At 46.1% G+C, this 13125-nt stretch carries 5 protein-coding genes; 4 read left to right on the plus strand and 1 reads right to left on the minus strand.

Annotated elements, in window-relative coordinates:
* Positions 1–120 precede the first annotated feature (120 nt).
* Positions 121–1800 carry an AMP-binding protein gene (locus tag BZA03_RS10360; protein ID WP_014949806.1) on the plus strand — a complete coding sequence of 560 codons (1680 nt, stop codon included), beginning with the start codon at positions 121–123 and terminating at the stop codon, positions 1798–1800.
* 159 nt (positions 1801–1959) lie between these two features.
* Here the strand turns inward: BZA03_RS10360 and BZA03_RS10365 are convergent, their stop codons facing one another.
* On the minus strand, positions 1960–2613 hold the full coding sequence (locus tag BZA03_RS10365; protein WP_110288718.1) for a dUTP diphosphatase: 654 nt from the start codon (positions 2611–2613) through the stop codon (positions 1960–1962).
* A 637-nt stretch (positions 2614–3250) separates the two neighbouring features.
* Between BZA03_RS10365 and recC the strand changes: the two genes are divergently transcribed.
* From recC to recD, 3 genes are read left to right on the plus strand one after another with little or no spacing between them, the layout of a single operon-like run.
* Positions 3251–6874 (plus strand): exodeoxyribonuclease V subunit gamma, encoded by a 3624-nt coding sequence (gene recC / locus BZA03_RS10375; protein ID WP_110288720.1) that lies wholly within the window; start codon positions 3251–3253, stop codon positions 6872–6874.
* Positions 6871–10836 carry an exodeoxyribonuclease V subunit beta gene (gene recB / locus BZA03_RS10380; RefSeq protein ID WP_110288721.1) on the plus strand — a complete coding sequence of 1322 codons (3966 nt, stop codon included), beginning with the start codon at positions 6871–6873 and terminating at the stop codon, positions 10834–10836. Before recC ends, recB begins: the two co-directional genes overlap by 4 nt.
* 33 nt (positions 10837–10869) lie before the next feature.
* Positions 10870–13071: an exodeoxyribonuclease V subunit alpha gene (gene recD / locus BZA03_RS10385; protein ID WP_110288722.1), complete on the plus strand. Its 2202-nt coding sequence runs from the start codon at positions 10870–10872 to the stop codon at positions 13069–13071.
* Positions 13072–13125 lie beyond the last annotated feature (54 nt).

A 13125-nucleotide genomic window follows, 5' to 3' on the forward strand; every position in this document is an offset into this window, starting at 1 on the left:
GTCGCATAGAATGTAAACGCTTGTTTAAAAAGCTTGTTTTTCAATAAAAAATAGGGCTTATTAGAAGTCTGTGAAATCATTGTAAAAATGAGCTACATTATAACAACATATGAGTGACTTATGCCGCTAGACATGACAGCAAACGCAAATACCACGGAAGTAATAACATCGCCATTAAGTATGTTGTACCACTGGGAACAGAGCCGTGGGAACGACGTATTTCTTACGCAGCCTATTAACGGTGAATACCACGACTACACATGGAAGCAAGTCGCCGAACAAGCCAGAAAAGTGGCAGCACGTTTACGTGAATTCGATTTCCCGCAAGGCAGCCGTATAGGTATCTTTTCAAAAAACTGTGCTGAGTGGTTTATCGCTGATCTGGGCATTATGATGGCAGGTCACGTGTCGGTACCTATTTTCTCAACAGCCGGTCCAGACACGGTCCAGTATGTATTGAAACATGCTGACGTACAGCTATTGTTCGTTGGAAAACTAGATAATACTGCGGAACAAGTTGCCTCTATTCCTTCAGAATATTTAACGGTTGCCTTTCCTTATCCAAACATTGCTACTAAGCAGCAGTGGAAAGCGTTTATGGATATCGCGCCCATAACAGACTCGCCTGTACCTGATATGGATGATTTGATGACAATCATTTATACGTCTGGCAGTACCGGTCAGCCTAAAGGGGTGGTGCACAGTTACAATACGGCTTGTTGGGCAGCGCGTCGTTCGCTCGATCAGTTGGGTATTAACCAAAACGATCGCACAATGAGCTACTTACCACTTGCGCATATTACAGAGCGTGTACTGGTCGAGCTTTCAAGCTACTACAGTGGTGGCAAAATTCACTTTGTAGAAGATTTAACTACCTTCCAACGGGATGTAGGTCACTGTCAGCCAACGCTATTTATTTCGGTACCGCGTTTATGGACAAAGTTTCAGATGGGCGTGTTAGCGAAAATGCCGCAGAAGAAACTGGATACGCTGCTTAAAATTCCAATTTTGAACAAAATTGTTGCGAAAAAAATTCGCGATGGCTTGGGCATTAATAACGCACGTTTGTGGGCAAGCGGTTCGGCGCCACTTGCACCAGCAGTCATTGAATGGTTCGCGAAAATTGGTATCTACATTTCTGAGGGATGGGGAATGACCGAGAACAGTGCTTATGGCACCGGCAGTGTACCTTTCCGTCATGATAAAATCGGCTGTATCGGCAAGCCATACGACGGCGTAGACATTCGCACGTCAGAAGAAGGTGAGATTCAAGTTAAGTCGCCGTGCAATATGCTGGAATACTACTTGGAACCACAAAAAACGGCTGAAGTCTTTACTGAGGATGGTTATCTGCGCACTGGCGATAAAGGGGTCATTGATGCTGATGGCTACGTTAAAATTACTGGTCGTTTAAAAGACATCTTTAAAACCGCGAAGGGTAAGTATGTGACGCCAGCGCCGATTGAAGCAAAATTCATGGAAAACCCTATTGTTGAGCAAGTGTGTGTAACGGGGACTAATTTGCCTCAACCTGTGGCTTTGCTGGTGCTTAGTGAAGAAGCGCAGAAAAAAGATAAAGCGGGCATTGAAGCAAGCCTTAAGAAAACATTCGAAGCTATCAACGCAAAACTGGAAAGCCATCAAGTTATGGATCGCGTTGTCATTATGAAAAACGAATGGAGCATCGAAAACGACTTGCTGACTCCGACGCTCAAAGTAAAACGTCATGTTTTAGAAGACCGCTTTGTAGATATTATCCAAGGTAGCTATAGCGACAAATTAGTTTGGGTTGACGCGTAAAATCGTCGTTGAGTCTTTTGCTTTGGCAATAATTAAAAAAGCTCTGTCTATGACAGAGCTTTTTGTTATCGGAAGGAGACGCAATAAGCGTTGAAACTGTGTTGGGCTATAAATACTACAGCGAGGCTAAATCGCGTCAAACGAAACGCAATGGTCGCTTTAAGAAGGGTAGCGAGAGCGTAACCCTTCATACACTAAGTCGCTAAATTCTGGCTTCGTTAAATCTAGGGCATCCATTACTTCTACCAGGTGCTCGTTGTCTTCACGACCTTCCCACACTTTTACGTAAGTGCCTTCTTTGTAGCCGTTATCTTGGCGGAAAAAATTGAGCACATTTTTACCTACGTACTGACGATACAGTTCGTCAGCTGACATTTCACACTGGCTTACGATGAACATGAATAGTGGCACGCTAAAGCGTTTGGCGGCGCAAAGGCCCGTCATGAGCTCTAAATTATCAAGAAGCGACAGATTTGACGCGTCGTAGTCCTTTCCATCGAAGGTTACTAGCGTTTTGCCACTTGCTAATTCAGAAGCAATACTTTTTGCAGATTCAGCGATATCGCCTTTATATTCAATAATGCAAGCACTTAGTGCAAAGTGCCAGATATCCACCAATTCCATTTGAAGCTGTGGTAAGTCTTTTTGCTGTGCTTTCCACCATTTCCAGCCGTGATGCTCAATTGCTTCAACTGACTCTACCATTGCTGCACGTAAGTATCCGTAACCAGCATTTAGCCAGTCTGGGTTTACTTTGGCGTTCATTTTATCCTGAAGAGAAAGCATAGTGGCGAGTTGTTGCGCGGTTAACATTGTTGCTCCTGACCGTGAAATTGTGTTGCGTTTCGTAAAGGCGAAATTGTACTTGAATGACGCTTCGGGAGAAACTGCTAAATTTACGGCAGCGAGAGTAAAGCGCTTTCTTTAATGTCTGCTTGCTCGTGGTGCACTTGCACCACGGTAAAACTATGACTTATTGGTCATGTTTTCTCGTTTCGTGTAAGTTGTTGATATTTAATGGTTAAAAAGTTGGCATTCAACCTGCAAAACATAAATCGTTAACAGTGCTGCTCAGTAGCGCTAACGTGAATGAGTGCCAGGCAACGCTTATTCACGTTGTTACTGAGTAGACCGTAAACCTTACCCATACAGATTTTTCGTGTCCTGAGGTCTGTGTGGGTTTTTTTTTGTCTGAAAATCGCCCACACACGCTTCTTTGTACTCATTTACTGCGCCAGATCTCTCTATCACTTTGCTTAGAACTCTCCGGGTATTGATTTCGCCATGCCCCCCGGTATTTGTTTTATTATCATAAGACATTTGCTTATCTAAATTTTGGAGAAATAACTTAACTACTGAGCCCAATGCGATACACTAAATTATAAGGTCGACGATACCTGTACAGTCTTTGCACAGTATCTAAAAGCACGTTCTACAAAGGATTTTTCGATTGCTTGCGCTATATCCCTCTAATAAATTAGAACACTTAAGTTTTCTTCTCACCACGCTTTTACGTCAGCAGCCCATGGGTGTGTTTACACCAGAAACCATCTTGGTTGAAAGCCCGGGAATGCAGCACTGGATCAGTATGCAGATTGCCACAGAACACGGTGTGGCAATGAATATTGATTATCCTTTACCGGTGCGCTTTATGTGGAATACAGCACGTACTGTATTAGGACAAGACAAAGTACCCAAGCAATCTCCCTATCGTCGTGAAGTACTGACATGGCGTATCGACAATATTCTCCAAGATGGCTCGCTAATGAGCGCAGAAGCCTTCGAACAAGTTAACCGGTATTGGCAAAATGCGGGAAGTGAACAAGAGCAGGGGTTACAGCGCCTTCAGCTTGCTACCGCTCTGGCCGACGTGTACGAGCAATACTTGTTGTACCGCCCAGACTGGTTGTTTAAATGGGAAGCTAACGAACGCGCTGTATTTGATGACATGGAGATATGGCAAAGCGAAATTTGGCGCATATTGGTCAAAGAGCAACCGCTGCATCCTGCACGTTTGCATCAAATGACCCTAGAGGCGTTAGAAGCTGGTCATTTACCGAATGAGCCAACGAACAAATTGCCTAATCGTGTGATAGTGTTTGCTATTAATACTATGGCCCCACAGCTTATCGCGTTTTTTGACGCCCTCGCGCAGCACATTGATATTCATATATTTCACTTAAATCCTAGCATTAATTATTGGGGGGAAGCGAAAAGCAGTAGTGAACAGGCGAAGCTATTGCGCTTAGAAGGCCTTAAGAAATGGATGGAAGAAGATCAGTCAAACCCGCTGCTTGGCAACTTAGGTAAACAGGGCAGAGAGCTATTCAACTTAATTACTGAGCTAGATACCTTTGAGATTAGTGCGTTTGATTCACCGGATTTTGAAGAGGCTTCTAACAGTGGTGAGAACGTTCACCGTTATGGTCTACTCGAATATATTCACAACGATATATTGCAAGCCGCTCAACCGAAGCCACTTACTCATGATTTAAGAGAAAAAGACGATAGCGTTACTATCATGTGTACCCATTCCGCACTTCGCGAAGTGCAGGTTTTACACGACCACTTGTTACACTGGTTATCTCAAGATAAAACGCGCACCCCATCTGATATTCTGGTGATGTGCCCCGCCATCGAAAACTACGCGCCATTTGTTGATGCTGTATTTCACAGAGTAGGCACAAAGGCTTTGGCTGGCAGAGGGCAGGTTAGGCTTCCGTGTACCATTGCAGATAGAAGCCCAATGGATGCAGAGCCGTTGATTGCGGCGTTTATGGCGCTGTTACAGCTGCCCGATAGCCGCTTTGGTGTGTCGGACATTATGGATTATCTGCAGCTAGATTCAGTGCAAAAGCGTTTCTCAGTGTCACAAGATGATATCGAGCAAATGGTGGTTTGGCTAAAACAAGCTCATATTCATTGGGGTCTTAATAGCGCCCATAAAACGGCCGTTTCAGAAGGTGTTGATCTAGACGACACTTACAGCTGGTGGTGGGGAATACGTCGATTACTTATGGGTATGCTTGCACCAGATAGTGAAGTCATTGTGAGTGACTTACTTACTATTCCCGACGTTGAAGGACAAAGTGCGCTTACGCTAGGCAAGCTTATTGACGTTGTGGCGCTGTTGGGTGAGTTTGCCCAAGTATTAACAGCCCCAAGGACGGCCGCGCAGTGGTCTAAAGCCTTAATATCGCTTAGAGATGCGTGTTTTATGCCGATAAAAGAGCAGCAGCAAAGTTGGGATCTTATTGCCAAAGTTGCTGCCGATCTTGCTGCACGATGCGAAGAGGCAGGTTATGAACACGAACTCACCCTTCGTCAGGTTCGCGACCTGCTACTCAATCGATTCTCGTCGCCAGATGCTGGTAACCACTTTATGACCGGTCAGGTTACGGTGTGTTCAATGCTGCCCATGCGAAGCATACCGTTTAAAAAAGTGTGCATTTTGGGCCTGAACGACAGTGAATTCCCCAGAAAATCAAGCCCACTTGGCCTCGATTTAATGGCAGGTGCTGGCCGCCAAATCGGTGACCGCTCACGGCGTTTGGAAGACAGGTATTTATTCCTAGAAGCCATTATTTCCACCAGAGACAGCTTATATTTAAGTTACCAAGGGAACGACGTTACTAATAATAGTGAGCGACAACCGAGTCTAGTATTGGCTGAGTTCATGGATATGCTAGAAAACAGCTACGCACTGGATTTATCAAAGTACAGCGTTAACGCGCCGCTACACCCGTTCAGTGAAGAGGGGTTCACGGGAACCTTGCCGAGCTACGAAACAGGGTGGTTACGGTTAGCTGACGCGTTACAAAAAACGAAATTAAATACCGATGAAGCAGATAATGACTCTACCAATGATGCGGATACAGCAACGTTAGCGCCATCATCTGACGCACTATCAACGCAATCGCTTCGTTTATCAGGTATTCAAATTGCAAGAGCTTTCAAAGATCCGCTGGAGTATTTTTCCGTACAACGCCTTGGTGTGAATCTGTCTCAATCGTTTACGCTACTTGAAAATAGCGAGCCGTTTGAAACCAATGCGCTGCTCCGCTACCAGGTGCTCGACGCTATCTTTTCGTCTGCAGAGCGCGTTGCGCCAGAGAAAGATGATGTCACCTCTCTTTCCTATAGTGAAAAAGTGATCACGTTTGCGTCGCTTAGAGGGGATATTCCCAATAACCCCGTTGCCAGAGATGAAGTTGACATGTGGAAAGACGGGGCGTTGGCATTGAGTCAGGCCATGGGCCCTCATGACGCGGAGCCTAAAAAAGCGCACTTTCAAGGCAAATACATCACCTTTACTTCATCGGCATTATTAGGCAGTGACGCGCTAGTCGAGCTTTGTGCAGGCAAGATTGACGCACATCGCGCTTTGGGTTTCTTCATCTCACAATTAGTTTTTTCAAGCAGCGATGAAGAAACCAGCTACAGCAACTATCCGCTGGATATCTATTCGTGTGCTTGGGAAAAGGGCGAAACCATTTTGAAAAAGCAGCGTTTCTCCGCTTACGATCGCGAAACTGCTGTGCGTTTACTTTTGTTTATTGAACAGCTTTATATGGCAGTTTACACGGCGCCGACACCTATTCATTTAAGTTTGTTCGGTACTTTTATGCCCGGAACCAGAAATTCAGACACTAAGCCTGTAGTGGAAAGCATAAAGCCTGAGATGTTTACCGACATTCTGCATGCGCTACTAGAGAGTGCGGACGGGACTAGTGAAACCGACAAAGCGATACTTAGCCAAGTTCGACATGCAATTGACGAGATGTGCCCGTTCACTGATAAAGACAACGCTGTAGCTAGCGAAACGACAAATGAAAAACATGAAAAAGCGAAACAGGCGGTGAATCAAGCCGCTGCACTTTTTAACACGATAGAGTTACAGCAAGCATTAACCGACTGGCAGCAAAGTAGCGGGCAGTTCAGCGCCGATATGGCAAGCAACCCTTACTTAAATTGGTTGTTTCCTCAGGGCGTGAGTTGGAACGATGTGCCGTATTTAAGTGCTTTTGTGCTGCTCGCCATGGTCAACAATGCGTCTCAGGAGGAGAAGCTATGAGTTACAACCCTACATCCTCTGATAACCCTATAGACGAACAATCTCAGCCGCAAACCGACGACCACAGCGGCACTGAAGCGCAATTACTCGATGTCGTCGCTATGCCGTTAAAAGGGCGCCACCTTATTGAGGCCAGCGCGGGCACAGGTAAAACCTTTAATATTACGCGCTTGTATCTGCGTCTATTGCTTGAAAAAAAGCTTACCGTCAAAGAAATATTGGTGATGACTTTCACCAAAGCCGCGACCGAAGAAATAAAGGGGCGTATTGCGGCAACACTAAGAGAAGCCCTCCTTATTTGGCAGCAAGCCAAAGATAACGGCAATGAAATAGACAGTGGCTGTGACCCGGTTTATCAGTATTTATTTAATAGCTGTGATATTGACGAGAGTTTGGCACTTTTAAAAGCGGCGCAGCTGGAGCTTGATGAAGCCTCGGTGTTTACTATTCACGGCTTTTGTCAGCATGTTATTACCCAATTAGCATTTAACAGCGGCTTTGCCATGTCGCTTAATTTGGGCAATGACACCAGCGACTTATACCTTGAAGCTGCCGAAGACTTCATTCGAAAAATTAGCAAAAGTGAGGACGAGTTTAGGCTACTGGCAGAGTCTGGCTGGCATACACCTGAAAAACTGCTGCGAGAGTTTAACGCCAGCATTAAAAGTACTCTGACCCCAATATTGCTTAGTGAAGAGGATATTGAGGCGGCGTGTAAAACGCAGCTAGATGAAGCGCCGCACACGTCTTTAGCCTACGTGAAGTCTCTACTTCAAAGCGTAGAGGATAATGAAGGGCTATTGGTAGAACAGCTCATCAAAACACCGGCCCATAAAAAAGAGCGGCCGCAGGAATTGGCTGCACTTAAAGCTTGGTTGCGTTCTTGCGTGGATGAACAAAGTTATTATCTTCCGCCGCCCGAAGCGGAAGCCTTTGTTAAAGGTAACCGATATGCGCGAAATTCATCTGGTGTAAAAGAGATCTTAACGCCTATAAAAGATTTTGCAGGGGCGCTTAAAAAAGCATTTAGTGAGAAAGACAAAGCGCTTGGTAAGGTGCCTGTATTCAAGCTGGTGGTTGAAGCCATTGCGTTCATCAAATCCCGCGTTGAAAAGCAGAAAAAGCAGCTTGGCGTTATCGACTTCGACGACCTTATTCGCATGCTCGCCGACGAAGTGGTGAAGCCGAACAATACCCTTGTGCCTGAGCTTCGTAAGAAGTTTCCCGTAGCGCTTATTGACGAATTTCAAGATACCGATGCAAAGCAGTACGCTATTTTAGACGCAGTTTATCCTAATCTTGCGGATGCTAACGAAAGTGCATTATTAATGATAGGTGACCCCAAGCAGGCGATTTATCGCTTTCGCGGTGGCGATATTTTTACCTATTTAAAAGCGGGTAGGCAGGCAGATTACCGCTGGGTGATGAATACCAACTGGCGCTCGGTTGAGGGAATGGTTAAAGCCTATAATCGGTTATTTTATGGCGCGCCTGTGGCATCAAATAGACCTGCCGATGTGTTTGGTTTTGATATCAAATACAACCCTGTGGAATTTACGCCTAAAGCGGCCGCGGCAAAAACGCCACTTATCGACCCTGCCGAACAAGACAAGGTAATGAAAAGTGCTGTAATGAAGAGCGGTGTAATGAAAAGTGCTGTAACGAAACGCAGCGCAATGAACTACGTTAGCATGTGTTTGGACGACAAAGAAAACGCCCACATTATGCGTCGCAAGATGGCTCAGTGGATTGCGCAAGAGATTTACCGCTTATTGAACGAAGCGCACTTTCAAACCGCCAATGGTGGCACCGCGCCTGTTAAGCCTCAGGATATCGCTATCTTGGTGAAAGACAGGACCGAAGCTGGCGCTATCAAAAGTGTACTGCAGCAAAAAGGCTTGGCGTGCGTTTATCTAAGCGATCGCAGTAACTTATTTGCCAGTGCCGAAGCCAAAGATGTACTGCGGTTACTTAACGGTATTTGGCATGCTAACGACACCAGTAAAGTAGCGTCGAGCTTGGCGTCACCGCTTTGGGGTTATAGTGCCCAAACACTTATTGAATTGCTATACCATGAAGATGACGCGCAGTGGGATGCTGCTATCGACAAGGTATTGTCGCTGCGGGATATGTGGCTGCAAAAAGGGTGCATGAGTGTGCTGCTGTATTTAATGCAAGATAGCTATCAACCTCATGCTGACAGCGTGGAACGCGCCCTTACTAACTATCAACACCTAGCCGAAGTGCTGGAAAAAGCTAGCACTACTCACCAGCGCCCAGAGCAGCTACTCGACTGGTTGAATAAGCAAATTCATAAGCCTGAAAGCGATGAAGAGCTTACTTTGCGCCTTGAAAGTGACAGCCAACTTATTCGACTTATTACTCAGCACGGCTCGAAAGGGCTAGAGTACCCCATCGTGTTTGTTCCTTTTGCCACCGGCTACAGAGACGCCGCTAAAAACGGCAACACTACGTCGCAAATATTTACTTATTACGACGAAGAAAAACAAGATTTGCAAATGCAGCTTGGGCAGACGCCACAGGCCATAGCTCGCGTTCAAAGTGAGAGTGAAGCGGAAGACATGCGACTGGCCTATGTGGCGGTAACACGAGCTGCCCATCGCTGTTACATGGGCGTTGTACCGCTGACTAACAATGAAAGAAGCGCATTAGCACGAGCACTTGGTGTAGGCGGCGATGGCAGCAACAACGATTGGTCAAGTGTGTTAAACCGTGTTGCTGAAGAAGAAGCGTCCCATGCCTGCTATATCGACGGTGATGAGTTTGAGGAAGTGTATACTGGCTTTGAACAAGAAGATGAGTTACCTCAGCTTACCGCGTTGCAATTTACCGGCACGGCAAGCGAAGAATGGCGACTGTATTCATTCTCAGCAATGAGCCGTTTAACCACGGTTGGTGCTAACCAAAGCGTTGAAACAGGCACAGCAGCAGAGAGCGGCGCATCAACAGAGCCCTTGGGTCAAACCCTTCCTAGTGTGCCCGTACTTCAAACCATTCGAGATGAAGAAGTGTATGCAAGCGACACCCTCATGGGTGAGATGGGCTCAATTGATGCAGACATCAATTCCTCGGCAGCTGTTGAAAGTACGGTAAGTAAAAATGATCTGCGTTTTACCCTAGAGAAAGGTGCGAGCGCAGGTAATTTACTTCACGATATTCTAGAGCGCAGTGACTTTAGTGCGCCCGATTGGGAAGAAACGGGTAAGGAACTGGTTAACCGCTTCGGGTTAGATGAAAAGCGAACGCCGCTACTCTATGAATGGTTAGAAGAAGCGCTACAGACGCCTTTGTATCCCAATATGCAGCTAAGTATGAGTGATTTGCCCTTAGCGCAAACCCTGCGCGAAGCCGAATTCTATTTTCCAATGAACGACACGCAATGGACTCAGCTTCGTGAAGTACTCGCTACCCATAGGCAAAACGTAGCTGACGTTATTGGTGGCGAGATGGAAACAGCGCCTCAATTAATCACAGCTAAATTACAGGGAATGATGCACGGGTTTATTGATTTGATTTTTGAACATGACGGTCAGTTTTATGTGGCAGACTACAAATCAACCTGGCTTGGCGATACCCTTGATAGCTACACGCCAACAGCGCTGTTTCACAATAACCAGCATCACCTTTACGACCTTCAGTACTTAATTTACTGCTTGGCGCTACATCGCTATTTAAAGAATACGCTGCCTAACTACGACCCAGATATGCATTTTGGTGGAGTGTATTACTTGTATCTACGCGGTATGCACCCAGAAAACGAGCGCGGGGAAGGGGTATTTTATACTGATGTTCCATCGTCTGTACTCAATCGATTAGACGGGATATTTGCGAGCAAAGACGATGCCCAGCAAGGCAATAGTTCTTCGAATGCAGGCAGCTCTCACCAGCCTTTGGAACAAACGTCTTCGGGTCAGCAGCAGTTTAGTTTCGATGACGAGTAGTCAACATCATAGAGGCTAAAGCAAAGGAAAATAATGAAAAGCAATCAACACTCTGTACCGTCATTTTTTGATAACTTGTTTGGCATCGAGGCGATCGACAAATTTGTCGCAAAAGAATTTGGCTTTATTGATGAACTGGAGCAAGAAGAACAGTTTATTTGGGCTGGGATCTTAGCATACTTGTCGTATATGCAGCGCAATGGCCACAGCTGTATCTATCTAAAAGACATAGCGGGTACGACGCTTTTTAAAGAGGTAGTCGCAGAACAAGAGGCAGCCTTGGCGGTTGAAACGAATGAGCATAGCAGTAATGGGGCGGCGGCTGCTTCACTGACGCTGGTTGAACAAACCGAGCAGGAAAAAGCGCCCAAAGCAGGTGTTGACGTGCCACAACAAACACCGTTACTTAGAATTTTAAAAAGCGCACTGGTTAACGAGCAGGTGGCTCAACTATTTGTCTATAGCAACGGCAAGCTGTACAGCCGTCGCTACTATGAATTTGAACAAGAAGTAGCACGCAATGTTGTAAAACGAGCTGCGCTTACGCCGTTAAGTGATGAGGCAAGCGAAAAAGTAAAGCAACTTTGGCCAGCAATCTTTCCTACCGAAACAACCGATCGGCAAGATTGGCAGCAAATAGCGGTGGCGAAAAGCCTAATGCAGCGCTTTTGCGTTATAAACGGTGGGCCAGGAACAGGTAAAACCTATACTGTATTGCGCTTATTACTGGCGCTACAGGCTTGCGATGAAAACTTAAAAATTGTGCTCGCAGCGCCTACAGGTAAAGCGCAACAGCGTATGACCGAATCTATCATGAACAGCATAGACGGGCTTCGCGGCAAGTTGAACGACACAGTACTTAACAACGTGCCTACCGATGCTGTGACGCTACATAGATTACTAGGATTGCGCGAGCACGGTGTATCGACTAAGTTCAATCAGCACAATCAATTGGCAGCAGATGTACTTATTGTCGATGAAGCAAGTATGGTCGACTTAGCGCTAATGACGCGCATAGTACGAGCGTTACCAGACCATGCACGGCTCTATTTTATCGGTGATGCCGACCAGCTTCCTGCGGTTGAGCTCGGTAACGTGCTAGAGCAGCTAGTTAGTACCGAGACAGCAAGTTTTGACGAAAACGAGAATGTGTCAAATGGCACAAACAGCGCATATAGTTCAAATAGCTTAAACAGTCATGGCGACGGGCTTTCTTTAGGTGGCGTGCCATCGTTGATGCGTCAGCACATTGCTACGCTGTGCCCGCATTTGCCTCTGTTACCTGTTGATGAGCAGGCAAAAAGCTATGTAGCAACTCTTCAAGCACCTCAGCGCTTCAAGGGGCAGGTGGCAAAAGTTGCAACGGCCATACAACGAGGTGATGCAAGCGGTGCACTTGCCGCTATTACCGATAAGGCTGGCGAAAATAACGAAAGTGCGGGTCTTGGTTCAAATACGGCATCACGCCTACAATCTGGCGTTCACCTATGGCCAGAGTTCCAGGTTAGCGGCCGTGATTTACACCAGTTGGCCAAAGAAAGCTTCTTGCCTATTTTTGATGCTGGCAGTGCCGAAGAAGCGCTTAATCGCCTGAATGTGGTTAGGTGGCTAACCCCGGTCCGCAAGGGCGGAATGGGCGTAGAAGGCCTGAATAATTTGGTGTTCGATGCTATCAAGCACAAGATCAGAAAGCGGGAAGGCCATTTCTATCAAGGTCAGCCCATTATGATTGTAAAGAATCATCATCCTCAACGACTATCAAACGGTGAGGTTGGTGTAATCTGGCCTGACAGCAAAGGAAAGCTATATGCGTGGTTTTACCAAGAGAGCCAAGCTTCAGGTCAAAACGGTTCAAGTCAGAATGCTTCGGCAAATGCGGGAGACAATGCTGACAAGGCGCTACAGGAAAAACAAGCGTTGCGCAGCATATCGCTATCAAGAGTACCGCAGTTTGAAACTGTGTATGCCATGACCATACATAAATCTCAAGGCTCTGAGTTTAACCATGTCGTACTTATTTTACCTAAGCCTGATAGCGAGAAAGCCGCCAATTTATTTCATCGAGGCCTAGTGTACACAGGGTTAACCCGAGCTAAAGACGGCTGCTTAATTATTTCTGACAACGCTACATTTAGCCACATGGTTCAACGGGTGGATAAGCGTTATTCCGGGCTTTCTGAGGCAATAAGCTTGCAACTAGAGAGCACATCAAACGCCACCACAGAAGTCGAATAAAAGAAAATGTACTCTGACCCCCAAAATTTTGGGGTCAGAGTACATTTCTGGGTC

The sequence above is a fragment of the Alteromonas sp. I10 genome, assembly GCF_003201515.1.
Lineage (GTDB): Bacteria > Pseudomonadota > Gammaproteobacteria > Enterobacterales > Alteromonadaceae > Alteromonas > Alteromonas macleodii.

Coding starts and splice junctions, on each gene's coding strand:
- BZA03_RS10360 (WP_014949806.1), top strand. CDS start 121: ATGCCGCTAGACATGACAGCAAACGCAAATACCACGGAAGTAATAACA.
- BZA03_RS10365 (WP_110288718.1), bottom strand. CDS start 2,613: ATGTTAACCGCGCAACAACTCGCCACTATGCTTTCTCTTCAGGATAAA.
- recB (WP_110288721.1), top strand. CDS start 6,871: ATGAGTTACAACCCTACATCCTCTGATAACCCTATAGACGAACAATCT.
- recD (WP_110288722.1), top strand. CDS start 10,870: ATGAAAAGCAATCAACACTCTGTACCGTCATTTTTTGATAACTTGTTT.